Consider the following 25041-nt stretch of genomic DNA (forward strand, 5'->3'; position numbering starts at 1 on the left):
CTGGGCGGTTCAGTCCTTGCGTGCCCGCGTCGTCTTCTTCGCGGGGGCTGCCTTCTTGGTGACGCCGGCGGCCTTCTTGGCCGCCGTGTTGTTGGCCGTCTTGATCGTGCGGGCCGTGGCCGTCTTCTTCGCTGTCGACCTGGCCGCGACCGTCTGCCTCGCCACCGCCTTGCGCGGGGCCTTCACCGACGCGGCGTCGCTGATCCGGTCGGCGCCGAGGACCTCGCGCAGGAACTTGCCGGTGTGACTGGCCGGGACTCCGGCGACCTCCTCCGGTGTGCCCTCGGCGACGACGAGGCCACCGCCGGCGCCACCCTCCGGGCCCATGTCGACGACCCAGTCGGCGGTCTTGATCACGTCGAGGTTGTGCTCGATGACGATGACCGTGTTGCCCTTGTCGACCAGACCGGACAGGACCGTCAGGAGCTTGCTGATGTCCTCGAAGTGCAGACCGGTGGTCGGCTCGTCCAGGACGTAGACGGTGCGTCCCGTGGAACGGCGCTGCAGTTCGCTGGCGAGCTTGACGCGCTGCGCCTCACCGCCGGACAGGGTGGTGGCGGACTGGCCGAGCCGGACGTATCCGAGGCCGACGTCCTTGAGCGTGTTGAGGTGTCGGGCGATCGAGGGAACGGCCTCGAAGAACTCCGTCGCCTCCTCGATCGGCATGTTCAGGACCTCGGCGATGGACTTGCCCTTGTAGTGGACCTCCAGGGTCTCCCGGTTGTACCGGGCACCGTGGCAGACCTCGCACGGGACGTACACGTCCGGGAGGAAGTTCATCTCGATCTTGATGGTGCCGTCGCCCGCACAGTTCTCACAGCGGCCGCCCTTGACGTTGAAGGAGAAGCGGCCTGGCAGGTAACCGCGGACCTTCGCCTCGGTCGTCTCGGCGAACAGCTTGCGGATGTGGTCGAAGACGCCGGTGTACGTCGCCGGGTTCGATCGCGGTGTGCGGCCGATGGGCGACTGGTCGACGTGCACGACCTTGTCGACGAGGTCGTCGCCGTCCACGCGTGTGTGCCGCCCCGGCACGTTCCGCGCGCCGTTCAGCTCGCGGGCCAGGTGCGTGTAGAGGATGTCGTTGACCAGCGTCGACTTGCCGGACCCGGACACGCCGGTGACCGCCGTGAACACGCCCAGTGGGAAGGACACGTCGATGTCCTGGAGGTTGTTCTCACGGGCGCCGTGCACCGTGAGCCGGCGGGACGGGTCCTGGGGGCGCCGGATGTCGGGCAGCGGAATCGACTTCTTGCCCGACAGATACTGGCCGGTCTGCGACTCGGCGTTGGCCAGCAGTTCCTTCAGGGAGCCGCTGTGCACGACGTTGCCGCCGTGCTCGCCCGCGCCGGGGCCGATGTCGACGACCCAGTCGGCGACCTTGATGGTGTCCTCGTCGTGCTCGACGACGATGAGGGTGTTTCCCATGTCGCGCAGCCGGACCAGGGTCTCGATCAACCGGTGGTTGTCGCGCTGGTGCAGACCGATGGACGGCTCGTCGAGGACGTAGAGGACGCCTACGAGTCCGGAGCCGATCTGGGTCGCGAGCCGGATGCGCTGGGCCTCGCCGCCGGAGAGCGTGCCGGCAGCGCGGTTGAGCGAGAGGTAGTCGAGGCCGACGTCGACCAGGAATCGCAGCCGCTCGTTGACCTCCTTGAGCACCCGCTCGGCGATCTTCTTGTCGCGCGCGTTGAGCTTCAACTCGCCCAGGAAGTCCGCGCAGTCGCTGATGGACATCGCGGAGACCTCGGCGATGGACTTCTCCATGATCGTGACCGCGAGGATGAGCGGCTTCAGGCGCGTGCCGTGACAGGTGGGACAGGGCACCTCGCGCATATAGCCCTCGAAGCGCTCACGGCTGGCGTCGCTCTCCGCCTCGCTGTGCCGGCGCTTGACGAAGTTGACAGCGCCCTCGAAGGACGCCATGTACACGCGCTCACGTCCGTACCGGTTGCGGTAGCGGATCTCGATCTGCGTCCGGTGGCCGTAGAGCAGGGCCTTCTTGGCGCGTTGCGGCAGGCCAGCGAACGGGATGTCCGTACGGAATCCGAGCGCGTCGGCCAGGGCGCCGACCTGTCGGTCGAAGTAGTCCTTGGTGTGTCCGTGCGACCACGGGTGAATGGCGCCCTCGTCGAGGGACTTCTCCTCGTCCGGGACGATCAGCTCCGGGTCGACCTCCATGCGCGTACCGATACCGGTGCAGTCGGGGCAGGCGCCGAAGGGCGAGTTGAAGGAGAAGGAGCGGGGCTCGAGCTCTTCGAAGGACAGGTCGTCGTACGGGCAGTACAGGTGCTCCGAGAACATGCGCTCGCGTTCGGGGTCGTCCTCGGGGAGGTCGACGAAGTCGAGCACGACCATGCCGCCGGAGAGCCCTAGGGCGGTCTCCACGGAGTCGGTGAGACGGCGCTTGGCGGAGTCCTTCACGGTGAGGCGGTCGATGACGACCTCGATGGTGTGCTTCTCCTGCTTCTTCAGCGTGGGCGGGTCGGAAAGCTGGACGGTCTCGCCGTCCACCCGCGCGCGTGAGTAGCCCTTGGTCTGGAGGTCCGCGAACAGGTCGACGAACTCGCCCTTGCGCTCGCGCACCAGCGGCGACAGCACCTGGAAGCGGCTCCCCTCCGGCAGCTCCAGGACCTTGTCGACGATGGCCTGCGGCGACTGGCGCGAGATCGGGCGGCCGCACTGGGGGCAGTGCGGCTTGCCGATGCGCGCGAAGAGCAGACGCAGGTAGTCGTAGACCTCGGTGATCGTGCCGACCGTCGAGCGCGGGTTGCGCGAGGTCGACTTCTGGTCGATGGAGACCGCCGGCGACAGGCCCTCGATGAAGTCGACGTCCGGCTTGTCCATCTGACCGAGGAACTGCCGGGCGTACGAGGAGAGCGACTCCACGTAGCGCCGCTGTCCCTCGGCGAAGATCGTGTCGAAGGCCAGCGAGGACTTGCCCGACCCTGACAGGCCCGTAAAGACGATGAGCGAGTCGCGCGGCAGGTCGAGCGAGACATTCTTCAGGTTGTGCTCGCGCGCGCCACGGACGATGAGACGGTCGGCCACGCCGGTCCGCACCTTTCTTGAGAGAAGTGACAGGGGCGAGGCCCCCGTCCTTCTTCAGACTAGGGGGAGCCACTGACAACGCCGGTCGGATTCCCGGTTGCATAACAATCCCCGACCATCCAGCATGCCCGACGCCGCCCCCGACGATATAGCACGTGCATTCGATTTGCGGGGCCGGTCCGACACCTTCACCCGAAGGAGTGGCGGGACTAGGGTCGGCGCCATGATTGATCACGCCCACGACCTGGCGTCTGTACGTGACGCGTCCGAACGGCTCCTCACCGCAGTCGCCGCACTGGACAACGCGGCCGTGACCCGGCCGTCACGGCTGCCCGGCTGGACCCGCGGCCACATCCTCGCCCACCTGGCCCGCAACGCGGACGCACTCGTGAACGTCCTCGAGGGCCGTCCCATGTACGTCTCCGGCGACGCCCGCGACGCCGACATCGAGCGGGACGCCCCGCGCCCCCTCGACGCCCAGCTCACCGACCTGCGTGAGAGCGCCGCCCGCTTCCAGGAGACAGGTGCCGCGCCGGCGGACTGGGCGCGCACGGTGGAGCTGCGCAACGGCGTCACCGACTCCGCGTCCCGGGTGCCGTTCCGGCGGTGGGCCGAGGTGGAGCTGCACCATGTGGACCTCGGGATCGGCCACGAACTGGAGGATCTTCCGACGGATTTCGTGGAGCGGGAGATCGACTTCCTCGCCCAGCGCTTCGGCGGACACGCGGACGTGCCCTCGACCGCACTGGCCGCCGAGGGCGGCCGGATCTGGACCACCGGCGGCGGCGCCGTGGGCGATCCGGTCTCGGTCGAGGGAACGGCCGCGGATCTGCTCGGCTGGCTCGCCGGCCGCCGTGACGGCTCCGGGCTGACGGTGAAGGGCGGCGCACTGCCGTCGCTTCCCCCTCTGTAGTCCGTGCGCGGTCCCCGGGCCTCTCCCCGCTATAGGCTGGCCGCCATGACGTACAGCGGCGAGGTCACGGTCGGCGGACCGGCGGACGTGCACGAACTCAAGGACCTGATGATCACCAAGATCGCGGTCGGTCCGATGGACAACAACGCCTATCTCCTGCGCTGCCGGGCCACGGACGAGCAGCTCCTGATCGATGCCGCCAACGAGGCGGAGACCCTGCTCGGCATGATCGGTGACGACGGCATCGCGTCAGTCGTCACCACCCACCAGCACGGCGACCACTGGCAGGCGCTCGCCGAGGTCGTGGCGGCCACGCGCGCGCGTACGTACGCGGGCCGCGACGACGCCGCGGGGATCCCCGTACCGACGGACGTTCTGGTCGACGACGGCGCCGTCATCCACGTGGGACAGGTGGAACTCACCGCTCGCCACCTGGTCGGGCACACCCCGGGATCGATCGCACTGGTCTACGACGACCCGCACGGTCACCCGCACGTCTTCACCGGGGACTGCCTCTTCCCGGGCGGCGTCGGCAACACGCGCAAGGACTCGAAGGCGTTCGCCAGCCTGATCCACGACGTCGAGACCAAGATCTTCGACGTGCTGCCGGACGAGACCTGGGTCTACCCGGGCCACGGCAACGACACCACGCTGGGCGCGGAGCGGCCCCATCTTCCGGAGTGGCACGCGCGCGGGTGGTGAGCGCGGGTAGTGAAGGCGGGCGGCGTGCCCCGCGCGGTTGCGGAGGACGCGCGCCGGGGCGCGGGTTGTGGCGGGTACGCGCGGAAGTCGGCGTGCGCGCCGTGGTGTTGGGTGTGAGCGGGGCGCGAGCCATGGGCGCGCACGCCCGGCGCAAGAGTCGGCGCGTGCGCCCGGCGTAAACCTCCCTGCAGACGCCCGGCACGGACAAGCGAGCACACGCCCCGCGCGACGACCGGTGCACGCGCCTGGCGCAATCAGCCCTGCGCGCGCCCGGCGCGCACTCCTCGAAACGCGCCTGGCGCACAAGCCCCGCTCCGCACGCGCAACCCGCACGCCTGGCCCAGACACCCCGCCTCACGTTCGGCGCACAGGCCCCACCACCGCGCTCGGCGCGCGTCCCGTTGCGTGCGCCCCGCGCACGGGCCATGACGCGCGCCCCGCGTGAATAGTTCGCACGCGCCGGTGCCCAGTGCGCGCTCCCGGGTTGCGCTGTTGCGCAGTCAACTGGAAGCAGCCCCGCACAGGATGACGGCTCCTGCGCGGTATGGGCCGCCGGTCTTTCGATCCCCGCCCTCGGCCGGCGGCCCAGGCGTACGGGCTTGAGCAGAAGACCGCACAGGGATTCACACGAGGCACGTGCCCGCTACGCGTCGCCCTGTGTCGCGCCCAGCAGCGCGACCACCCGCTCCACGCCGAACACGTACCCCTGCACCCCACATCCCGCGATGACGCCGTCGGCGCGCAGGGAGATGTAGGAGTGGTGCCGGAACGACTCGCGCTGGTGGATGTTGGAGATGTGGACCTCCAGAACGGGCATGCCGTCGCAGGTATTGAGTGCGTCCAGAATCGCGACTGACGTGTGCGAGTAGGCGCCCGGGTTGATGACGATCCCGCAGTGATTGAGCCGTGCCTCGTGGATCCAGTCGACCAACTCACCCTCGTGGTTGGACTGCCGGAAGTCCACCGTGCCGCCGTGCGCGGCCGCCGCCTTGACGCACAGGGCCTCGACGTCGGCGAGCGTGTCGGAGCCGTAGATCTCGGGCTGGCGCTGGCCGAGCAGGTTCAGGTTGGGCCCGTTGAGGATCATGATCGGGGCGTTGGCCAGGGTGCGGGGCACGGTTCCTCCGGTCCATTCAAGGGCGGTCGGCCGGCGACCGCTGCTCAGACCCGGTTTATCACGCTGCGCGGAAGTGACGGCCGGCCGTACTCTCCTGGAATGACGTCGATCATGTACCCGCCGAAGCCCTCGCCCGGTGACCGTATAGCCGTCATCTCGCCGTCCGCGGGACTGCCGGAGCTCTTTCCGCGCCCGTACGAACTGGGTCTGCAGCGGCTGCGCGAGGAATTCGAGCTCGAACCGGTCGAGTATCCGACGACCCGCAAGATGGGGACGACACCCCAGGAGCGGGCCGACGACATCCACGCGGCGTTCGCCGACCCGGAGGTCAAGGCGGTCATCGCCTCGATCGGCGGCGATGACCAGATCACGGTACTGCCGTTGCTGGACCGGGAGTTGATCCGTGCGAACCCGAAACCGTTCTTCGGGATGAGCGACAACACGAACCTGCTGGCCTTCCTGTACAGCACCGGAATCGTCGGCTACCACGGGGCGTCGGTGATGGTCGAGCTGGGCCGACCCGGCGCCATGCACCCGCAGACGGCCGAGTCGCTCCGGGCGGCGCTGTTCACCTCAGGTGCGTACGAACTGCGGCCCGCCGAGCACTGGAACGACGTCACCCGGGACTGGGCCGATCCGGCCACCTTCGACTCGGAGCCGACGACCCGTCCCGGCGCCGGATGGACCTGGCTGAATGCCGACCAAGTGGTCGAGGGCCGCGGTTGGGGCGGCAACCTGGAGATCCTCGGCTGGTTGCTGATGGCCGACCGGGAGATCTCGCACGACCTCGCGGTGTACGACGGAGGCGCGCTGCTCCTGGAGACCTCGGAGGAGCTGCCGAGCGGTACGGAGGTCTTCCGGATCCTGCGCAACTTCGGCGAGCGCGGTCTGCTGCGACGTTTCTCCGCGCTGCTCATGGGCCGCGCCAAGACCCGGTCCTTCGAGCGGCCCAACAGCCCGGTGGAGGCGGCGCGTTACGCGGCGGAGCAGCGCGCAGCCGTACAGCGCGCGCTGACCGTGTATGCCCCCGACATGCCGGTGGTCTTCGACGTGGACTTCGGCCACACCGATCCCCAACTCGTCATCCCGTACGGCGGCACGATCCGCGTCGACGGCCCGGCCCGGCGCATCACCGTCACCTACTGAGGACCCGTTCACCTCCGCGCGCCCCCGTAACCCACAGTGACCGTGGGTAGTTGACGCGGCATGCACGACGTACGCTCCGTAAGGGCACCCTCCATGCTGCGGCTCGCGGCCGCCTCGCTCGCCGGGACCTCGATCGAGTTCTACGACTTCTTCGTCTACGGGACGGCGGCGGCGCTCGTCCTGGGGCCGCTGTTCTTCCCGACGTTCTCGCCGGTTGCGGGGACGCTGGCGGCGTTCGGGACGTTCGGCGTGGGGTTCGTGGCCCGGCCCCTCGGGTCAATGCTGTTCGGACACATCGGGGACCGGCGCGGGCGGCGGCCGGTCCTCGTCGCCTCGCTGCTGCTGACGGGCGCTTCGACGGTCGCGGTCGGGTGCGTGCCGGCCTACGACTCGATCGGCGTGGCCGCTCCCGTACTGCTGCTCGCACTGCGCTTCCTGCAGGGGCTGGGGCTCGGCGGGGAGTGGGGCGGGGCGGTACTGCTCACCGCGGAGCACGCGCCCGCCGGGCGGCGCGCCCTGTGGTCGAGCTTTCCGCAGATCGGGCCCGCCGTCGGCTTCGTGCTCGCCAACGGGGTGATGCTGGCCCTGTCGGCGACGCTGTCCGAGGCGCAGTTCGCGCAGTGGGGCTGGCGTGTGCCGTTCTGGGCGGCGGGAACCCTGGCCTTGGCCGGACTTTGGCTGCGCTCCTCGCTCGCCGAGAGTCCCCAGTTCCTGGAGATCGACGACCACGCGCGCGTGCCGCTCTCCGAGGTCGTACGGCGCCACTGGCGGCTGGTGTTGCTGACGGCCGGGGCGCTGGCGGTCGGGTACGCCGTGTTCTACGCGGTGACCACCTGGTCGCTGGCGTATGCGACGGAGCGGCTGGGAGTGAGCCGTACCGTCATGCTGACCTGCATCATGGCCGCCGTGGCGGTGAAGGGGGCGCTCACGCCATTGATGGCGCTGCTCGGCGACCGCTACGGCCGGCGACCCCTGTGTCTGGCGGGCTGCACGGCCTGTGCCCTGTGGATGTTCCCGCTGGTCGCGCTCCTGGCGACCGGCGAGCCGCTGCTGATGTTCCTCGGCTTCCTGGTGGCACTGATCGCGTTCATCACCATGTTCGCGGTGATCGCCGCGTATCTGCCGGAGCTGTACGAGCCGCGCGTGCGCTGCACCGGCGCGGCGGTCGGCTACAACCTCGGCGGCGTCCTCGGTGGTGCGCTCACACCGATCGTGGCGACCGCGCTCGCTGAGCACGGAGGGCGCGTCCCGTGGGGTGTGGGCGCCTATCTGACGGGGGTCGCGCTGCTCAGCCTGGGGTGCTTCGCATTGTTGCCGGAGACGCGTCCGGCGCCGGTGACGACGGTGGAGCCGGTTGCCGGGTGACCGCTTCCCGCGGCGGCGGCCGCCTTTCGCTACGGGTTGATCGCCAGCTCCAGATACGCCGCGAAGATCACCAGATGCACTCCTCCTTGCAGTGGTGTGGCGCGCCCCGGCACCACCGTCAGGGAGCTGACCACCACGGTCAGAGCCAGCAGCAGCATGTGGGTGGCGCCGAGGCCCAGGACGAGGCGCCCGGAGAGCCAGACGGAGGCGAGAGCGACGGCGGGGATGGTGAGGCCGATGCTGGCCATCGCCGAGCCGAGGGCGAGGTTGAGGCTGGTCTGAACGCGGTCGCGACGCGCGGAACGGAGCGCGGCGATCGTCTCGGGAAGCAGGACGAGCAGGGCGATGATCACACCGACGACGGCTTGATGCAGACCTGCCGCCTCCACACCGGACTCGATGGTCGGCGACACGCCCTTGGCCAGGCCGACCACGCCGATCAGGGCGAGGCCCAGCAGGCCGAGACTGAACCAGGCGGTGCGCGCCGAGGGCACCGCCGCGTGGTCGTCCACCGTGATGACCTCGCCCTGCCGGGTGATGGGCAGGAAGTAGTCCCGGTGCCGTACGGTCTGCGTGGCCACGAAGAGGCCGTACAGGATCAGCGAGGACAACGCGGCGAAGGTCAGTTGCACCCCGGAGAACTCGGGGCCCGGCTTGCTGGTGGTGAAGGTCGGCAGCACCAGGCTGAGCGTGGCCAGGGTCGCCACGGTCGCCAGAGCCGCTCCGGTGCCCTCGGGATTGAAGACCGCGGTGCCGTGGCGGAGCGAGGCGACGAGGAGGCACAGGCCGACCACGCCGTTGCAGGTGATCATCACCGCCGCGAAGACCGTGTCCCGGGCGAGGGTTGCGCTCTTGTCGCCGCCGTCGACCATGAGGGTGACGATTAGCGCGACCTCGATGACCGTGACGGCGACGGCGAGGACGAGGGAGCCGAAAGGTTCTCCGACCCGGTGCGCGATCACCTCGGCGTGGTGGACGGCGGCGAGGACTGACCCGGCGAGGACCACGGTCACCAGCGCGACAACCGCGCCAGGAAGATCACGTCCCCAGGTGAGGACGAGAAGGACGACCGCGAGCACCGGCACGAGGAGCGTCCACTGGGTGGTGAGCGACCTGAGCCGAGCGATCATGCAGTGATCGTGACAGAGGCGTACGGGGTTCGCATTCCGATCCTTTCGGTGGCCGGGGTCCGGCGCCGGCGCGGCCCGGACCCCCGGTGGGGCGGGATTTCGAGCCCTGGTTACTTGAGTTCGGTCATCTCCAGGACGTCGCAGTCGGTGAAGGACGGCGGTCGCGTGCACAGCGCCGCCATCTGCTCGGCGAACTTGCCCGTCTCGGCGTCCTCGTTGTTGCGCATGGCCTCCTCGTAGGAGTCGAACTCGAGCACCGCGAGATAGCGGCCCGACTGGGTGCGGTCCTTGAGGATCAGGCGGCGCGTGGGGCCGTTCTCGCGGCCCGCGGAGCGCTTCGCCATGTCATCGGACAGCGCCTTCATCTCGTCGATGCGGTCGGTCTCGAAGTCGACGATCTGCACGTACTTCGTCGGTGTGTCCACGGTTCCTCCACCCGGCCGGGGCGCCCCCAGGGGCGGGAACGCCCAGCCCTCAACGAAGCACCGGGAGCGGCGGTCGGCAATTCGCTGCGCACCGCTCCCGTGCTGGTTGTTCCTACGTCCGGCACAGTCAGACGTCGATGCTGTTCTTCGGAGCGCTTTCACTCGCCGACTGCGCCTGCGTGACTTCGGCCGCCGCCTGCTTCCTGGTCGCCATCAGGCTGGTGATCGTGGTGACGATCAGGACCGCGCAGATCACGCCGAGCGAGACCGGGATGCTGATCTCCGGGACGTGCACACCGGACTCGTGCAGGGCGTGCAGCACCAGCTTGACGCCGATGAAGCCGAGGATGACGGACAGGCCGTACGACAGGTGGACCAGCTTCTTGAGCAGGCCGCCTATGAGGAAGTACAGCTGCCGGAGGCCCATGAGCGCGAAGGCGTTGGCGGTGAAGACGATGTACGGGTCCTGCGTCAGGCCGAAGATCGCGGGGATGGAGTCCAGTGCGAACAGCACGTCCGTCGTACCGATCGCGAGCATCACGACCAGCATCGGCGTCATGACGCGCTTGCCGTTCCGCTGGATCCACAGCTTGGTGCCGTGATAGCGGTCGGCCACGCCGAACCTGCGCTCGGCGGCCTTCAGCAGGCGGTTCTCCTCGTACTCCTCGTCCTCCTCCTCGGCCCGGGCTTCCCGGATCAGCTTCCACGCGGTGTAGATCAGGAAGGCTCCGAAGAGGTAGAAGACCCAGGAGAAGCTGGCGAGGATCGCTGCGCCCGCGACGATGAAGACGGCCCGCAGGACCAGGGCTATGAGCACGCCGAAGAGGAGCACCCGCTGCTGGTACTGCGAGGGCACCGCGAACTTCGCCATGATGAGGACGAAGACGAAGAGGTTGTCGACGCTCAGCGACTTCTCGGTGATGAAGCCGGCGAAGAACTCACCCGACGGCTGCCCGCCGCCGAAGATGAGCAGACCGAGGCCGAAGAGTCCGGCCAGGGCGATCCAGACGACCGTCCAGATGCCGGCTTCCTTGATCGACACGTCATGCGGTTTGCGGCCGATGAAGAAGTCGACCGCGATCAGGGCGGCGAGCCCCGCAATGGTCAGGACCCACAGGGTCAGGGAAACGTCCACCAGTCCTCCGGTACGTAAACGGCAAAGAATCACGTCGTCACTGCCGGAGGTCTCTTCCACCCGGGACGGGCCGACGCCCCGGGATCTGGTCCGATCCGTATTGACGGGTACGCCGCAGCAGACAGGGAGTACTCCCCTCCGTGTGAACGACAGTACCTCAATCACCAAGGATTGGTAAAGTAGCTGGCAAAAGAAAGACCAAATTCCCTGGTCGGACGACTTTACTTACGCTTGGTGCGAGCCTCGGCAACCTGTGTGAGGACGTACTGGAGCACCTGGCTGCCGGGCGGGACGAGTGACGGTTCGTACGTCCACGCATGACCGACCCAGGGGTCGGCGAGGTGGTCGTCGGGCACCGGCGTGAGTCGCATGAGTGAACGCCACAGCGGGTCGAGCAAAGGTCCGTACGCCGCGGCGTCCTCGCGGCCCGCGACCATCAGCAGATGGACGCCGACGGACGGGCCCTCGTCGGCGAGATAGCGCAGGTGGGTCACTCCACGGTCGTCGAAACCATGCGGGAAGTCGTTGACGATCAGGAGCTGCCGGGTCATGTCGAAGTCGGCCGGCAGCGACGCGGCCGCGTCCCCGCGCACCGCCATCTGCACCAGGTCGACGCGCTGCGTGAGCCGCCCCAAGACGTCCGCCACTCGCGCGGCGCCGGCCGCGGGCGGTGCCGCGAGCACGCCGCTGCGCACCAGCGGCATGAGCGCCGCCGAGCCGGAACCGGCCGGATCGATCACCTGCACGGCGAACTCCCCCACCGGATGGGCGGCCAGCAGCCGGGCCGCGAGCGCTACCGCCGTCTCCATCGCGAGGTGCCGCAGCTCGGCGGAGTCCGGGAACGAGCCGTCGAGGCCTGTCACGGCGCCGCTGTCGACCCACAGCCCCCGCTCCAGCGGCAGCCGGACCAGCAGCGGTATGCGCAGCGGGGCGCTCTCGGGCAGGTGGAGGTCGCCCAGCCGCAGGGCCATCGGGGGGTCCGTGGGCACGCGGTAGCCGTGCCAGACGGGGTTGTCCCAGCTCGCGTAGGCAGGTGGGAGCGCCGGTTCGACGACCTCGGCCTCGGCGGTGAGCTGGGCGAGATCCCGGTCCATGATCGCCCTGGCCTGGTCGACCAGTTGGGCGTGCTTGGCAGCGGCCGCCTCGCGAGCGGCGTCGCCCGTCGAGCCGAGTCTCCTGCGCGGATCGGACAGGATCTGGTCGAGTTCCTTCTCCAGGCGGGAGTCAGCGAAGTCGACGGCACTGCGGTACGCGGCCGTCGTACGCGCCAGGTCCTCGAACATGCCCCAGACCTGGTTGTACAGCCGCTCGTCCATGGACCAGCCCGCCGCGTCCCCCGCCACCGGCTGCGCGGGCTGCCCCGTCGGAGCCGGAGGTGCCTGCGGCGGAGGAGACGGCGCAGCCGTGTGGCGACGGTTCGGGTGGGTGTAGTCGATCCCCCCGCCCGCGGCGGGAGCAGACGCCCCGGCGGTGGAGGGGCCCGCCGTCGTCGCGCCCCCAGGGTTCGGGTCGCCGTACGGGTTCCGGCCGTCGTACGGAGACGCGGGTCGTGGTGGTACGGGATCGGGGGCGCCCTGGGGCGTGGGACCGGGCTGGTCGGCGCCGGACACCGGGGTCGCCGTCTGGCGGGTGCGGTCGCTGTCCGGGGTGCGCGGTGGCGGTGCCGAGACCGAGCGGGCCAGGCCTCGGGTCACCGCTTCCTGGATGCTGCCCGCGAGTTCCGCGGCCTGGGGCAGTCCCTGGTCGTTGAGGAGCGCGGCGAGGCCGCCCGCGTAGCCCTGTCCGACGGCGCGCACCTTCCATGTGTCCTGTCTGCGGTACAACTCCAGGGCGACGACGGCCGATTCGGCGTCGAGGCCGGCGATGGTGTAGCGGGCGACCCCGGTGCCGTCGAGGCCGGTGACCGTGACGGAGGGGGCGTCGAGCGCGCCGAAGCGGAGTGGGCCGCCCGCCCCGGCGGGGAGGGCGAGCAGGACGTTGACGCGGTGCACGGCCTCAGGCATGGCGGCCAGGTCCACCGCGAGACGGTGCTCGGCGGCGACCTGGCGGGAGACCTCGAGCCCGGGCAGCGTGGGTGCTCCGGGGTGAGCCACCCACTCGAGGCCGCGGGCCTTGCCGTTCTCGTCGCTGAGCGTGGCCGCCGCCACGACCGGCACACCGGCCGAGATCCGGATCTCGAGCCGGACCTGGGAGAGCGGGTGGTTCTGCCCCCGCACCAGCTCGGCCGTCATCGCCTTCGTCCCCCTGTGTCGTGTCGTCGTGCGCAGGAGCCTGCCGCCGGCCGGGCCTACAGGTGCGGCAGGATCGCCGGCATCAGGTCCTGGAACGTACGGCCGTTGGCCGGGGAGCCCAGAGCGGTCATCGTCCAGCCAGGGCCGGCCCGGTGCACCTTCGCCATGATCTGGGCGGTGTACTGGCCGCCGCCCGCGAGCGTGTAGCGGGCGAGCTCCTGGCCGTTGGTCTCGTCGACCAGTCGGCAGAACGCGTTCTGCACTTCCTGGAAGGTCTGGCCCGTGAAGGAGTTCACGGTGAAGACGATCTGGTCGATGTGGACCGGGACGCGCTGGAGGTCGACGATGATGCTCTCGTCGTCGCCGCCCTGGCCCACGCCGCCGACGAGGTTGTCGCCGGTGTGGCGCACGGAGCCGTCGTCGCTCACGAGGTGGCGGAAGAAGACGACGTCGACCGGCTGCTTGTCGGCGAACAGCACCGCGGAGGCGTCCAGGTCGATCTCCCTGGTGCGCGAGCCGAACAGGCCGCGCCGGGGAGCCGCCTGCCAGCCGAGACCCATACGGACCGAGGTCAGGGAGCCCCCGTCCTTCTTCTCCAGGCTGATGGCCTGACCCTTGGTCATGTTGACGGTCACGGCGGTGTCCCCTCTCTGGTTTCCCCTGTTGCCGCGGAGCCCGCGGTTGCCAAGAACCCTACGCACGGGCACTGACAGTGCCGAACCCCGGCCCGCGCTTTGTGTCGGTGTTGCAACACTCCGCGCATATGCCGAGGTCCGGCCGGGGGCCGGGCGGGTCAGGCCAGGCCCGCCTCCCTCATCTGCCGCAGTTCCTTCTTCATTTCGGAGACCTCGTCGCGCAGCCGGGCCGCGATCTCGAACTGGAGGTCTGCGGCGGCGGCGCGCATGCGCTCCGTCATCTCCTCGATCTGCTCGGCGAGTTCGGTCGCCGGCCGGTCCGTCGGCACCGTGTCCTTCGCCTTGCCCTTGGCGGACTTGCCCTTCGCGCCCTTGGCGCCCAGGGACGGGACGGGGGCCTTGGCTGCTCGGCCGTCCTTCGACTTGCGGTAGCCCGAGCCGAGCAACTGCTCGGTGTCGACATCCTCGCGGGCGATCTGCGCGACGATGTCGTTGATCTTCTTGCGGAGCGGCTGCGGATCGATGCCGTTGGCCTTGTTGTAGGCGACCTGCTTCTCTCGGCGGCGGTTGGTCTCGTCGATGGCCCGCTCCATCGCGGGCGTCATCTTGTCGGCGTACATATGGACCTGACCGGAGACGTTGCGCGCCGCGCGGCCGATGGTCTGGATCAGCGAGGTGCCGGAGCGCAGGAAGCCCTCCTTGTCGGCGTCGAGGATCGCCACCAGGGACACTTCGGGCAGGTCGAGGCCCTCACGCAGGAGGTTGATGCCGACCAGGACGTCGAACTCGCCGGAGCGCAGCTCGCGCAGCAGCTCGACGCGGCGCAGGGTGTCGACGTCGCTGTGCAGGTAGCGCACCTGGATGCCGAGTTCCAGGAAGTAGTCGGTGAGGTCCTCGGCCATCTTCTTGGTGAGCGTGGTGACCAGGACGCGCTCGTCCTTCTCGGTCCGCTTGCGGATCTCGTGCACCAGGTCGTCGATCTGGCCCTCGGTGGGCTTGACGACGACCTCCGGGTCGACGAGACCGGTGGGGCGGATGATCTGCTCCACGACGCCGTCCCCACGCGAGAGCTCGTACTTGCCGGGGGTCGCCGACAGGTAGACGGCCTGGCCGATCCGCTCCTGGAACTCCTCCCACTTCAAAGGGCGGTTGTCCAGGGCGGACGGCAGCCGGAAGCCGTGGTCGACGAGAGTGCGCTTGCGGGAGGCGTCGCCCTCGTACATGGCGCCGATCTGCGGCACGGTGACGTGCGACTCGTCGATGACGAGCAGGAAGTCGTCCGGGAAGTAGTCGAGCAGCGTGTTGGGCGGGGAGCCGGGCAGGCGGCCGTCAAAGTGCATCGAGTAGTTCTCGACACCGGAGCAGCTGCCGATCTGGCGGAGCATCTCGAGGTCGTACGTCGTACGCATGCGCAGGCGCTGGGCCTCCAGGAGCTTGCCCTGCTTCTCCAGGTCGGCCAGGCGCTCCCCGAGCTCCTTCTCGATGTCGTTGACGGCCCGCTCCATGCGCTCGGGGCCGGCGACGTAGTGGGAGGCCGGGAAGACGTACAGCTGCTCGTCGTCGCTGATGATCTCGCCGGTGAGCGGGTGGAGCGTGGACAGGGCCTCGATCTCGTCGCCGAACATCTCGATGCGGACGGCGAGCTCCTCGTAGACCGGGAAGATCTCGATGGTGTCGCCGCGGACGCGGAAGGTGCCGCGCGCGAACGCCAGGTCATTGCGCGTGTACTGGATGTCGACGAAGCGGCGCAGCAGGTCGTCGCGGTCGATCTCGTCGCCGACGCGGAGGGGGACCATGCGGTCCACGTACTCCTGCGGAGTACCGAGGCCGTAGATGCAGGAGACCGAGGCGACCACGACGACGTCGCGGCGGGTGAGCAGCGAGTTGGTCGCGGAGTGGCGCAGCCGCTCGACCTCCTCGTTGATCGAGGAGTCCTTCTCGATGTAGGTGTCCGACTGCGGGACGTACGCCTCGGGCTGGTAGTAGTCGTAGTACGAGACGAAGTATTCGACCGCGTTGTTGGGGAGCAGCTCGCGGAACTCGTTCGCCAGCTGGGCGGCCAGCGTCTTGTTCGGCGCCATCACGAGCGTGGGACGCTGGAGCTTTTCGATCATCCACGCGGTGGTGGCGGACTTGCCGGTGCCGGTCGCGCCGAGCAGGACAACGTCCTTCTCACCGGCCTCGATGCGCTTGGCCAGCTCGGCGATGGCCGCCGGCTGGTCGCCGCTGGGCTGGTAGGGGCTGACGACCTCGAAGGGCGCCACCGTGCGTTCGATCTGGGAAACGGGCCGCATGCCATCCACCGTACGACCCGCCACTGACAACGGGTCCGGGTCAGCGGTTCTACGGGGTGCGTGAGCTGTGGTGATCCGACTGCCAGGCCGGTTGCCGTGCTGCCTCCCGGTACGCGCCGACGGGGTGGGCGGGGATGCCCGGCTTGTGCTCGACACGGTTGCGGACGGGCTTGCCGATGACCATCAGGGGGTCGAACATCACGATGACGCCGGCGATGACGAGAAAGGCGAGAGGGCCGATCAGCAGGGGCGCGAGGAGGGCCGGAGGCGAGGCGCCGGGGGTGGGAGCGGTGTCGTGGAGGTGGACGCTGAGGGCGGCCATGCCGGTGTAGTGCATGCCGCTGGCGGCGAGGCCCATGACGAGGCTGGCGCCCACGCTCCACAGGAAGCCCCGTACCCGTCCGGCCGCCCACAGGGCGGTGATGGCGGCCACGACCGCGATCACCACAGAGGCGGCCACGGTGAGCGTGTTGTACGTGAACGTTCCGTCGACGCGCATGCCCGCCATGCCGAGGTAGTGCATCGAGGCGATGCCCAGACCGGTGACCGTTCCGCCGGTGAACAGTGCCGTTCCCGTGGCGCCCCGGTAGCCGACCATGAAGATCCCCACGCCTACCATGACGATCGCGATGCCGAGGCTCGCGAACATGATGGGTGTGTCGTAGTGGATCGTGGCGCCCTCGACGCTGAACCCCATCATGGCGACGAAGTGCATGGTCCAGATCCCGGAGCCGATCGCTGCCGATCCGAGGGCGAGCCAGGCGGGGCGGCGGGAGTGCGTGACCAGCAGGGATCTCGTCGTGCACCGCAGGCCTAGGGCCCCACCCAGGCAGGCCATCAGATAGGCCACCAACGGGGTGACGGCCCCGTAGCCGAATCCGTCGACCGTGCCCTGCATGCGCGGCTGCCCTCCACCCTCTCGTGCCCCAGAATATCCGATATGCGCCCCGTCCCAGGACCGCTCGGGCGGTCAGGGTTGTCGCAGAGAGTATGACCCCCACCGGAATGGTCGAACGATTATCCGGCAAAGAAACACGCCCTTGCCCCAGTTGTGCGGCATCAGTGAGCGGACTTCGGCAACCCCATTCAATCTGAGGCCTTCCTGCACACATCCCCCGTTGACTGTCTGCTGCCACTCTGGTGCTGTCCGTATTCGCTCGACGCGAGGAGTGCGCATGCACGCGCGCGCAGTTGCCGCCACGACCACCGCGCTGCTGGGGACGGCCACGCTGCTGGCGCCCGGCACCGACGCCAGGGCGGGCGACACCGGACAGCCGCCCACGGTCGTCGCCCACCGGGGCGCCTCGGCCCACGCGCCGGAGAACACACTGCCGGCCATCGACGAGGCGGCCCGGCTGGGCTTCTCCTGGGTCGAGAACGACGTCCAGCGCACCAAGGACGGCGAACTGGTCGTCATCCACGACGACACGCTCGAGCGCACGACGAACGCCGAGGAGGTCTTCCCCGGCCGGGCGCCGTGGAAGGTGAAGGACTTCACCGCGGCCGAGATCGCCCGGCTGGACGCGGGCAGCTGGTTCGGCCACGCGTACGCGGGCACGCGCGTGCCGACGCTGAAGCAGTACATGCGCCGCGTCGAGCACAACCACGAGAAGCTGCTCCTGGAGATCAAGAACCCCGAACTGTATCCGGGCATCGAGCAGCAGACCCTCAAGCTCCTCAGCAACGAGGGCTGGCTGGACCACGGCCATCTGGACCGGCTGATCGTGCAGAGCTTCAGCGCCGACAGTCTGCGCATCGTCCACGATCTGAGGCCCGGACTCACGACCGGCTACCTCGGTACGCCCTCGGTGGCGGACCTGCACGCCTACGCGCGCTTCACGGATCTGATCAACCCGTCGTTCGGGTCCATCTCCCGCGGCTACGTCACCGCGGTGCACGCGTACGACGGACCGCACGGCAGGCCGCTGGGGGTGTTCACCTGGACCGTGAACGACGGGGCCACGGCCCGGACCGTCGCACGGTACGGCGTCGACGGGGTCATCACGAACAAGCCCGACGTGGTGCGGGAGGCGCTGAGCGCGTCCTGAACCGCGGACGGGAAGCGAGCCGGGGCCGGGCAGCGGGTCGCGCGGGGGCTGCTTCCGGCGCCAGGACCGGATCGGACCGGCGCCGGGCGGGCGTTGTCAGTGGCGGGTCGTACGGTGGGGCGCATGGACAGCCATGGGCAGTACGAGCATCAGGTCGTGTGGGCCGTCGTGGGCACGGGCATCGGTCCGCTGTTGCTGGCGGCGACGCGTGACGGCCTGGTCAACGTCGTGTTCCACGCGACCGACGCGGTGCGCGACCGGGCGCTCGGACAACTGGCGGCCCGGCTGGGCACCGAGCCTGTCGAGGCACCCGGTTCGCCGTTGCTGACCGAGGCGATACGCCAGGTCGAGGCGTATTTCGCGGGGGAACGGCACGACTTCGAACTGCCGCTGGACTGGTCGCTGATCTCCGGCTTCAACCGTCAGGTGCTGCGCGAGCTTGCTTCCGGCGTGCCGTACGGCACGGTCGTCGGGTACGGGGACCTGGCCGGGCGGGTCGGCCAGCCGGGGGCGGCGCAGGCGGTCGGCGCGGCCATGGGTGCCAATCCGCTGCCGGTCGTCGTGCCCTGTCACCGGGTCGTGGAGAGCGACGGCGGCATCGGCGGGTTCGGGGGCGGTCTGGAGGCCAAGCGGAAGCTGCTGGCTCTGGAGGGCGTGCTGCCCGAGCCGCTGTTCTGACCCCCCGTTGCCGTCCTCAGGGGCCGCGAGCGTTTAGGAGTCCGGGCCGGCCGCCAGAGATGAGGGAGGACCGACTGACAGGAGGCGGGCGCGTGGTGCTGGTGGTGTCGGAGGAAGTGCGGGACGCGATCGGCGCGCGTCGCCCCGTGGTGGCCCTGGAGTCCACGATCATCGCGCACGGGCTGCCGCGCCCGCGCAATCTCCAGGTGGCGCTGGAGCTGGAGGAGGTCGTACGGCGGGAGGGTGCCGTACCCGCGACCATCGCGGTGCTGGACGGGCAGCCCCATGTCGGCCTGGACAAGGAGCAGTTGGAGCGGGTCGCGAACGAGGACGGGATCCGCAAGCTGGGACACCGGGATCTGCCGCTCGCGGTGGCGGCAGGGGCGAGCGGGGCGACCACGGTGTCGGCGACCGCGCTGCTGGCGGCGCTGGCAGGTGTGCGGGTGTTCGCGACGGGCGGGCTGGGTGGTGTGCACCGGGAGTGGACGGTGACGCAGGACGAGTCCGCGGACCTGGGCCTGCTGGCCCGCACGCGGATCACGGTGGTGTGCGCGGGAGTGAAGTCGATCCTGGACGTGCCGGCCACGCTGCAGCGCCTGGAGACGCTGGGTGTGGCCGTCGCCGGATACGGCACGGATCGCTTCCCCGGCTTCTATCTGTCCGACTCGGGGCACCCGGTCGACTGGGTGCTGGAGAGTCCTCAGCAGGCGGCGGAGGTCATGAGGGCGCAGGACGCCCTCGGTGGACCGGAGTCGGCGCTGATCGTCGCCAATCCCGTCCCCGAGGAGGAGCAGCTCGATCCCGAGCTGCACGCGCGCGTGCTGGCGGAGGCGCTGCACGCGTGCGGGGAGGAGGGGGTGACGGGTCAGGCGGTCACGCCGTTCCTGCTCGACTACCTCGTCCGGCACACGGACGGGGCCTCGCTGAGTGCCAACCTGGCGGCGGTGCGCGGCAATGTGCGGCTGGCTTCGCGGATCGCGGCGGCGTGGGCCCGGGGGTGACGACGGTCCGGAGCGGGGCGCTGCTGGTCGTCGGGGACGTCATCACGGATGTCGTCGCCCGGCACCGGGGGCCGCTCGCGGCCGGTACCGACACGGCCGCCGCGATCCGGACGCTGCCCGGCGGCGCCGGTGCCAACGTGGCTTGCTGGGCCGCCCACGCGGGCTGTGCGGACGTACGGCTGCTGGGGCGGGTCGGCGCGGATGCGGCGCAGTGGCACGAGCGGGAGCTGATCGCGGCAGGGGTGCGCCCGCGGCTAGTGGTCGACGCCGCGGTGGCGACCGGGACGGTGATCTGCCTCGTCGACGCGGGGGCCTCGGCCGAGCGCACGTTCCTCACGGACAGTGGCGCCTCGCTGCGGCTGGAACCGGCCGACTGGTCGGATGATCTGCTCGACGGGGTCGCCCGGCTGCATCTGTCCGGCTACCTGCTGTTCTCCGAATCGAGCCGAGCCCTGGCGACGGTGGCCCTGGGAGCGGCACGCGCACGTGGTGTGCCGGTCAGCCTGGACCCGGCGTCCGCGGGCTTCCTGATGGACCTGGGAGTGGACCGCTTCCTGGAGTTCGCGGAAGGGCTGGACGTCCTGCTGCCCAGCCGCGACGAGGCGTGCCTGCTGACGGGGCTGCCGGATCCCGCGGACGCGGCGGCCGAGCTGAGCCGCCAGGTTCCGCTGGTGGTGGCCAAGCTGGGTGAGGACGGCGCGGTGGTGGCGCGGTCCGGCGTCGTGCTTACGCGCGTACCCGCTGCGGCGGCGACCCCCCGGGACACCACGGGCGCTGGTGACGCCTTCACCGGAGCGTTCCTCGCCGCGCTGCTCGCCAGGGCTGGGCCTGCGGTCGCGGCGGCGGAGGGCTGCCGGGCCGGTTCGCTGGCGGTGGAGGGGGTGGGGGGCAGGCCTCCCGCGCCTACCGCGCCGGAAGGCGGCGAGCCCGCTGCCGGCTGACCCCGTATGTCGGCTGACCGCGTATGCCGATTGGCCCCGTATGTCGGCTGACCCCCTATGTCGTCTGCCGGCGTATACCGCCTCCCCCGCTGGCCGGGCGGCGCGAGGCCGGGAGCGTTCGCCCGGGTCCTGGGACCACGCGCCGCAGGGTCCGAGTCGGCTATGCCTTGCGGCCCCACGCCGAGATCATCGGTGCCGTGGCGAGGTCCATGCTGCCGGACGCTACGTTGGCCAGGTGCTGGTCGATGTCCTCGTCGGTGGCCAGGCCCGCGGTGACGAGCTGGTCGCGGATCTGCCGGACCGTGGCGGCCTCCAGGGCCGCACAGGCGGGCGAGGTGACCGGGAAGTACGCGTCGGCCTCCACGCGGCGCAGTCCTGCCTCGCGGAGCAGACGCGGGAGTTTGCGGCCGTAGGACAGGTCGGCGCCGCGGCCTGCCAGCAGGGTGCGGAAGCCGTTCCGCAGCCGGTTGGCGAGTTGCTGCTCGGGGCCGTACTCGTCGGGGCAGAGCAGAGGTTGGAGAGCGGGATCGGCGTCCTCGATCAGGAGTCGTCCGCCATGGCGCAGTGCCTTGATCATCGACCGCAGCGCCCTGTCACGATCAGGGACATGGACGAGGACGAGCCTGGCGTGCACGAGGTCGAAGCCCTCCGCGGGCGGCTCCTCCGTGCCCACGTCGTGAACGCGCACCTCGACCGGCGGGCGGGCCACCGAGGTGAGCAGAGAGGTGTTGATGTCGGTCGCCACGACCTTGCCGGTCGGCCCGACTTTCTTGGCCAGCCAGGACACGACGGAGGTGCCGCCGGCCCCTACCTCCCAGCAGCGCCAGCCGGGTCCCAGGCCGAACCCTTCGAGGTGCCGGAATGTGGTGGGGTCGAAGAGTGTGGCGAAGGCATCGAAGCGTTGGCCCGCCTCGGCCTGCCGGTTGTCCAGGAGATACCCGTCGGATCGCGTCATACGGCGATCATCCCAGTTGCCGCGCATGTCCGGGCCGGTCGACGCTCCGGTACGGCGGGGTGACCCCCTCGCGGCCGGGCATGCTCTGTCCACAGGCGGGAGCAAAGCGGAATGGCCTGTTCCCACAGGCTTGCCCGCGAATCTCGCGGGGCTGGCAGACTTTCCCGCGAAGGCGCGACAGCACGGCGCGGGGAGTTGCACGCGAGGGGAATCCAGATGTCCATGGCAGGGAATTTGTGGAAGGTCCGGGAGCTCGGCAGGGTCGGCGGGCTGCGCACGGTGGCGCGGCTGGCCCGGCGAGCGCCGCGGGTCGATCTGAGTCATCCCGCCCGGTCACCGTTGGGCTCCTCGGTGGTCAACTGCGTGACGTACCGGGACGGTGCCCGGGTGCCCGGGGGCAGTGATCTGGTGGACGCCGTGGAGCAGGTACGCAAGCACCGCGACGGATTCGTCTGGCTGGGGCTGCACGAGCCGACGGACCGCGAGTTCGCGGGCATCGCCGAGCTGTTCGACCTGCATCCGCTGGCCGTGGAGGACGCGGTCGAGGCCCATCAGCGCCCGAAGCTGGAGCGGTACGGCGAGACGCTGTTCGCGGTGTTCAAGACGGTCTGCTACGTCGAGCACGAGCAGTTGACGTCGACGAGCGAAGTGGTGAACACCGGCGAGATCATGGCGTTCATCGGCCAGGACTTCGTGATCACCGTGCGACACGGACGGCACGGCTCCCTGGGCCCGCTGCGTGAGGAGCTGGAGTCCGATCCGAAGCAGCTGTCCAAGGGGCCGGCAGCGGTGCTGCACGCGATCGCGGACCATGTGGTCGACGACTATCTGAACGTCACGGACGCGGTCCAAGCCGACATCGACCAGGTCGAGACGGATGTGTTCGCGGAGAACGGCGCACGGGCCGACCCCGGACGGATCTACCAGCTCAAGCGTGAACTCCTGGAGCTGAAGCGGGCGGTGGTACCGCTGGCCCGCCCGGTCGAGGATCTCGCCACACGGCCGATACGGGTGGTCGACCCGGAGATACAGGCCTACTTCAGGGACGTGCTCGACCACCTGATGAGGGCCAAGGAGCAGATCGCGTCCTTCGACGAACTGCTCAACTCGATTCTGCAGGCGCACCTTGCGCAGGTGACGGTCGCGCAGAACGAGGACATGCGGAAGATCACGGCGTGGGCTGCGGTGATCGCCGTACCGACGATGGTGTGCGGGGTCTACGGCATGAACTTCGATCACATGCCGGAGGTCCACTGGCGGTTCGGCTACCCGCTGGTCATCGGCGTGATATCCGCCGCGTGTCTGGCCCTGCACCGGGGCTTCAGGCGCAACGGCTGGCTCTGACCGGCCCGGGGAACGGCCCAGGGGCGGTATGGCTACCGGTCAGTGGGCGGTCGGGGCGGTCCTGGCGTAGACGCTCTCGGCGAAGGAAGCGATCTGATCTTCGCCCAGGTGCTCGGCCAGATCGGCCTCGCTGATCATGCCGACCAGGCGCTTGTTCTCGATCACGGGGAGCCGGCGGATCTGATGCTCCCGCATCTCCTGGAGCACCTCGCCCACGTCGGCGCTCGCCTCGATCCACCGGGGCGTGCCCTGGGCCATCTCACCGGCGGTCACCTTGGCCGGATCGTGGCCGATGGCCACGCAGCCGATGACGATGTCCCGGTCGGTGAGGATCCCTATGAGGCGTTCGTTCTGGTCGCTGATCGGCAGCGCCCCGACGTTCAGTTCGCGCATGAGCTGGGCGGCGCGGTCCAGGGTCTCGTGGGCGGGGATCCACTGGGCGCCACTGTGCATGATGTCTCCGGCGGTGGTCATGAGGTACCTCCCGATGCCGGACGGGCCGGTGCGGCGCGGGACGCACCGCAGTGTCCCGGCGCCCTTCATTCTCGCGCGCGCCGCCGGGTGTCCGCACCCTCAGGGCGTGAAGGCCACGACTTTGCGCGGGACGACGCGGACGATCGCACGGACCTCGTCCTCCTTCTCCGCGGGCGGATCGATGCCGAGGTATTTGTGCGAGAGCTCGCACGGGAGCCGCTTGGCATCGTCGGGAAGGATCTCGGCGGTGCCGCGGATCTCGACCGAGGCGTAGGGGTTGGCCAGGTCGAAGACCGAGAGGCTGATGCGGGGGTCGCGGCGGAGGTTGCGGACCTTCTGGCGGGCCTCGACGGAGGAGAAGAGCACGGTGTCGCCCTCGCGTTTGATCCAGACCACCGAGTTCTGTGGGGCGCCGTCGGGGCCGAGGGTGGCGACACCGGCGAAGTTCTTGGCGTCGAGGAGGGCGCGGACCGAGTCGTCGAAGGAGACGGGTTCGTCCCCGAAGGAGGCGGGATCACTGGAGGAGGTCGACATGACAGCACACCCTAGTTAAATGCATGCGCATATAAAAGGAGTCGGGTTGCGCGGAGTTGCGAGGGATCCGCGGTGCGCCGGATCAGCCGTTCCAGGCCGGGTGGCGAGGGTCATCGGCGCGTACCAGGACGTCGGCCGTCGAGGCGGGGTCGGTCTCGTCCTCGTACCGCTCGAAGGCGGGGAGGGTCCAGTGGTCGGCCTCGGGTGTGCGGCGGCGCAGGGCGCCCGGCGAGAGGAGGACGTGGACGGTCAGATCGAAGGGGAACCAGTGCCGGAGGAGGAGGGGGCCGTGCATCAAGAGGAGTCCGTCTGGCGGGAGTTGGACGTAGGCGCTGCGGGTGGCCCGGTCGGTGTCGGGGTCCCAGAGGTCGGGCAGGACGCGGCCGTCGGCGCCGGGTTCGAGTGGTCCGAAGACCTCGCGCCACAGGGCGGCGGTGTCGAACCAGCCGCTGTAGTACGACTCGACGTCCCGGCGGCCGTGCTCCAGCCGGAGCGAGGCGGGGCGCAGGAAACCCTCGGCGCCCACGACGAGCGAGGGACGCCCGCGCACGCGCAGCGCCTCCGCGACGCGCTCCGCGAGGTCACCCGGGCGGGCGGCCGGCGCACCGTCGAAGGCGACCCGGGGCCAGGGGCTGCCATCGGCGGCCTTCAGAGAAAGCAGCCGCTCGGCCAGCAGTTCGGCAAGCCGGTCCCAGGTGATCGCTTCGAGTCGCACAGGCCCCATGATGCCGCGCAGCGGCGGATGGGCCGGTGGGCGGGGAGCGGGGAGGCGCGGATACCGGGTGGGGTGCGGGGACCCCGGGCGGGGACGCGGGGACCGGGCGAGGGCACGAGGACCCGACGAGGGCTCGAGGACGGGCGGGGATGCGGGGATCAGGCGAGGACCCACGACCCGGCGAGGACACGAGAACCGAGCGGGGACCTG

Annotated in this window: 22 protein-coding genes; 9 read left to right on the forward strand and 13 right to left on the reverse strand. The window is 69.9% G+C overall.

What is annotated here, in order from left to right:
• Positions 1-9: 9 nt before the first annotated feature.
• Complete coding sequence (uvrA, locus tag ACFYXB_RS11270) at positions 10-3048, reverse strand: excinuclease ABC subunit UvrA (RefSeq protein ID WP_389580359.1); 3039 nt, start codon at positions 3046-3048, stop codon at positions 10-12.
• A gap of 223 nt (positions 3049-3271) precedes the next feature.
• Between uvrA and ACFYXB_RS11275 the strand changes: the two genes are divergently transcribed.
• Positions 3272-3961: a maleylpyruvate isomerase family mycothiol-dependent enzyme gene (locus tag ACFYXB_RS11275; RefSeq protein ID WP_351346917.1), complete on the forward strand. Its 690-nt coding sequence runs from the start codon at positions 3272-3274 to the stop codon at positions 3959-3961.
• A gap of 45 nt (positions 3962-4006) precedes the next feature.
• Positions 4007-4663 (forward strand): MBL fold metallo-hydrolase, encoded by a 657-nt coding sequence (locus ACFYXB_RS11280; protein ID WP_389580363.1) that lies wholly within the window; start codon positions 4007-4009, stop codon positions 4661-4663.
• 643 nt (positions 4664-5306) lie between these two features.
• Here the strand turns inward: ACFYXB_RS11280 and aroQ are convergent.
• Positions 5307-5780, reverse strand: coding sequence for a type II 3-dehydroquinate dehydratase (gene aroQ, locus ACFYXB_RS11285; RefSeq protein WP_351346921.1), 474 nt, complete (start codon positions 5778-5780; stop codon positions 5307-5309).
• A gap of 99 nt (positions 5781-5879) precedes the next feature.
• On the opposite strand from aroQ, the gene ACFYXB_RS11290 reads away from it, so the two are divergent.
• Positions 5880-6926: a S66 peptidase family protein gene (locus ACFYXB_RS11290; protein WP_389580365.1), complete on the forward strand. Its 1047-nt coding sequence runs from the start codon at positions 5880-5882 to the stop codon at positions 6924-6926.
• Between the two features lie 60 nt (positions 6927-6986).
• Complete coding sequence (locus ACFYXB_RS11295) at positions 6987-8291, forward strand: MFS transporter (protein WP_389580368.1); 1305 nt, start codon at positions 6987-6989, stop codon at positions 8289-8291.
• A gap of 29 nt (positions 8292-8320) precedes the next feature.
• On the opposite strand, the gene ACFYXB_RS11300 is transcribed toward ACFYXB_RS11295, so the two are convergent.
• The 7 genes from ACFYXB_RS11300 to ACFYXB_RS11330 all read right to left on the reverse strand — a co-directional run bounded on the left by ACFYXB_RS11300 (position 8321) and on the right by ACFYXB_RS11330 (position 17039).
• Positions 8321-9421 (reverse strand): calcium:proton antiporter, encoded by a 1101-nt coding sequence (locus tag ACFYXB_RS11300; RefSeq protein ID WP_389580370.1) that lies wholly within the window; start codon positions 9419-9421, stop codon positions 8321-8323.
• Positions 9422-9531: 110 nt separating this feature from the next.
• Positions 9532-9846 carry a hypothetical protein gene (locus ACFYXB_RS11305; protein ID WP_389580372.1) on the reverse strand — a complete coding sequence of 105 codons (315 nt, stop codon included), beginning with the start codon at positions 9844-9846 and terminating at the stop codon, positions 9532-9534.
• Between the two features lie 127 nt (positions 9847-9973).
• Positions 9974-10981, reverse strand: coding sequence for a TerC family protein (locus ACFYXB_RS11310; RefSeq protein ID WP_351346929.1), 1008 nt, complete (start codon positions 10979-10981; stop codon positions 9974-9976).
• 221 nt (positions 10982-11202) lie between these two features.
• Complete coding sequence (locus tag ACFYXB_RS11315) at positions 11203-13212, reverse strand: TerD family protein (RefSeq protein ID WP_389580375.1); 2010 nt, start codon at positions 13210-13212, stop codon at positions 11203-11205.
• A 56-nt stretch (positions 13213-13268) separates the two neighbouring features.
• Entirely contained in the window at positions 13269-13847 is a 579-nt protein-coding gene (locus ACFYXB_RS11320) for a TerD family protein (protein ID WP_351346933.1), read from the reverse strand.
• A 158-nt stretch (positions 13848-14005) separates the two neighbouring features.
• Complete coding sequence (uvrB, locus tag ACFYXB_RS11325; RefSeq protein WP_351346934.1) at positions 14006-16141, reverse strand: excinuclease ABC subunit UvrB; 2136 nt, start codon at positions 16139-16141, stop codon at positions 14006-14008.
• Positions 16142-16190: 49 nt separating this feature from the next.
• On the reverse strand, positions 16191-17039 hold the full coding sequence (locus ACFYXB_RS11330) for an MHYT domain-containing protein (RefSeq protein WP_389580379.1): 849 nt from the start codon (positions 17037-17039) through the stop codon (positions 16191-16193).
• A 277-nt stretch (positions 17040-17316) separates the two neighbouring features.
• Here ACFYXB_RS11330 and ACFYXB_RS11335 point away from each other — a divergent pair, with 277 nt between their 5' ends.
• The 4 genes from ACFYXB_RS11335 to ACFYXB_RS11350 all read left to right on the forward strand — a co-directional run bounded on the left by ACFYXB_RS11335 (position 17317) and on the right by ACFYXB_RS11350 (position 20809).
• Entirely contained in the window at positions 17317-18189 is an 873-nt protein-coding gene (locus ACFYXB_RS11335) for a glycerophosphodiester phosphodiesterase family protein (protein ID WP_351346938.1), read from the forward strand.
• Positions 18190-18312: 123 nt separating this feature from the next.
• The gene (locus tag ACFYXB_RS11340; RefSeq protein ID WP_351346940.1) at positions 18313-18867 is read left to right on the forward strand and encodes a methylated-DNA--[protein]-cysteine S-methyltransferase; all 555 of its coding nucleotides are present in this window, start codon (positions 18313-18315) and stop codon (positions 18865-18867) included.
• 92 nt (positions 18868-18959) lie between these two features.
• Entirely contained in the window at positions 18960-19868 is a 909-nt protein-coding gene (locus ACFYXB_RS11345; RefSeq protein WP_389580383.1) for a pseudouridine-5'-phosphate glycosidase, read from the forward strand.
• Positions 19853-20809, forward strand: a complete 957-nt coding sequence (locus ACFYXB_RS11350; RefSeq protein WP_389580387.1) for a carbohydrate kinase family protein — start codon at positions 19853-19855, stop codon at positions 20807-20809. Before ACFYXB_RS11345 ends, ACFYXB_RS11350 begins: the two co-directional genes overlap by 16 nt.
• A gap of 160 nt (positions 20810-20969) precedes the next feature.
• Here ACFYXB_RS11350 and ACFYXB_RS11355 read toward each other — a convergent pair whose 3' ends face one another.
• Positions 20970-21764, reverse strand: coding sequence for a methyltransferase (locus ACFYXB_RS11355; RefSeq protein WP_389580390.1), 795 nt, complete (start codon positions 21762-21764; stop codon positions 20970-20972).
• A 216-nt stretch (positions 21765-21980) separates the two neighbouring features.
• Here ACFYXB_RS11355 and ACFYXB_RS11360 point away from each other — a divergent pair, with 216 nt between their 5' ends.
• Positions 21981-23108 carry a magnesium and cobalt transport protein CorA gene (locus ACFYXB_RS11360; protein WP_389580391.1) on the forward strand — a complete coding sequence of 376 codons (1128 nt, stop codon included), beginning with the start codon at positions 21981-21983 and terminating at the stop codon, positions 23106-23108.
• A gap of 39 nt (positions 23109-23147) precedes the next feature.
• Here the strand turns inward: ACFYXB_RS11360 and ACFYXB_RS11365 are convergent, their stop codons facing one another.
• The 3 genes from ACFYXB_RS11365 to ACFYXB_RS11375 all read right to left on the reverse strand — a co-directional run bounded on the left by ACFYXB_RS11365 (position 23148) and on the right by ACFYXB_RS11375 (position 24831).
• Positions 23148-23582, reverse strand: coding sequence for a CBS domain-containing protein (locus ACFYXB_RS11365; protein WP_389580394.1), 435 nt, complete (start codon positions 23580-23582; stop codon positions 23148-23150).
• A 99-nt stretch (positions 23583-23681) separates the two neighbouring features.
• Entirely contained in the window at positions 23682-24116 is a 435-nt protein-coding gene (locus ACFYXB_RS11370; RefSeq protein WP_389580397.1) for a PPOX class F420-dependent oxidoreductase, read from the reverse strand.
• A gap of 82 nt (positions 24117-24198) precedes the next feature.
• Positions 24199-24831 (reverse strand): uridine kinase, encoded by a 633-nt coding sequence (locus ACFYXB_RS11375; RefSeq protein WP_389580400.1) that lies wholly within the window; start codon positions 24829-24831, stop codon positions 24199-24201.
• Between the last annotated feature and the right edge of the window lie 210 nt (positions 24832-25041).

This window comes from Streptomyces sp. NPDC002619 (assembly GCF_042889305.1).
In the GTDB taxonomy this organism is placed as follows: Bacteria; Actinomycetota; Actinomycetes; order Streptomycetales; family Streptomycetaceae; genus Streptomyces.

What these genes read in the sequence shown, in the direction of transcription:
- ACFYXB_RS11355 (WP_389580390.1), bottom strand. Translation starts at nt 21,764, where the DNA reads ATGACGCGATCCGACGGGTATCTCCTGGACAACCGGCAGGCCGAGGCG.
- ACFYXB_RS11275 (WP_351346917.1), top strand. Translation starts at nt 3,272, where the DNA reads ATGATTGATCACGCCCACGACCTGGCGTCTGTACGTGACGCGTCCGAA.
- ACFYXB_RS11360 (WP_389580391.1), top strand. Translation starts at nt 21,981, where the DNA reads ATGTCCATGGCAGGGAATTTGTGGAAGGTCCGGGAGCTCGGCAGGGTC.
- ACFYXB_RS11300 (WP_389580370.1), bottom strand. Translation starts at nt 9,421, where the DNA reads ATGATCGCTCGGCTCAGGTCGCTCACCACCCAGTGGACGCTCCTCGTG.
- ACFYXB_RS11335 (WP_351346938.1), top strand. Translation starts at nt 17,317, where the DNA reads ATGCACGCGCGCGCAGTTGCCGCCACGACCACCGCGCTGCTGGGGACG.
- ACFYXB_RS11280 (WP_389580363.1), top strand. Translation starts at nt 4,007, where the DNA reads ATGACGTACAGCGGCGAGGTCACGGTCGGCGGACCGGCGGACGTGCAC.
- ACFYXB_RS11295 (WP_389580368.1), top strand. Translation starts at nt 6,987, where the DNA reads ATGCACGACGTACGCTCCGTAAGGGCACCCTCCATGCTGCGGCTCGCG.
- ACFYXB_RS11340 (WP_351346940.1), top strand. Translation starts at nt 18,313, where the DNA reads ATGGACAGCCATGGGCAGTACGAGCATCAGGTCGTGTGGGCCGTCGTG.
- ACFYXB_RS11370 (WP_389580397.1), bottom strand. Translation starts at nt 24,116, where the DNA reads ATGTCGACCTCCTCCAGTGATCCCGCCTCCTTCGGGGACGAACCCGTC.
- ACFYXB_RS11315 (WP_389580375.1), bottom strand. Translation starts at nt 13,212, where the DNA reads ATGACGGCCGAGCTGGTGCGGGGGCAGAACCACCCGCTCTCCCAGGTC.
- ACFYXB_RS11365 (WP_389580394.1), bottom strand. Translation starts at nt 23,582, where the DNA reads ATGACCACCGCCGGAGACATCATGCACAGTGGCGCCCAGTGGATCCCC.
- ACFYXB_RS11290 (WP_389580365.1), top strand. Translation starts at nt 5,880, where the DNA reads ATGACGTCGATCATGTACCCGCCGAAGCCCTCGCCCGGTGACCGTATA.
- uvrB (WP_351346934.1), bottom strand. Translation starts at nt 16,141, where the DNA reads ATGCGGCCCGTTTCCCAGATCGAACGCACGGTGGCGCCCTTCGAGGTC.
- ACFYXB_RS11330 (WP_389580379.1), bottom strand. Translation starts at nt 17,039, where the DNA reads ATGCAGGGCACGGTCGACGGATTCGGCTACGGGGCCGTCACCCCGTTG.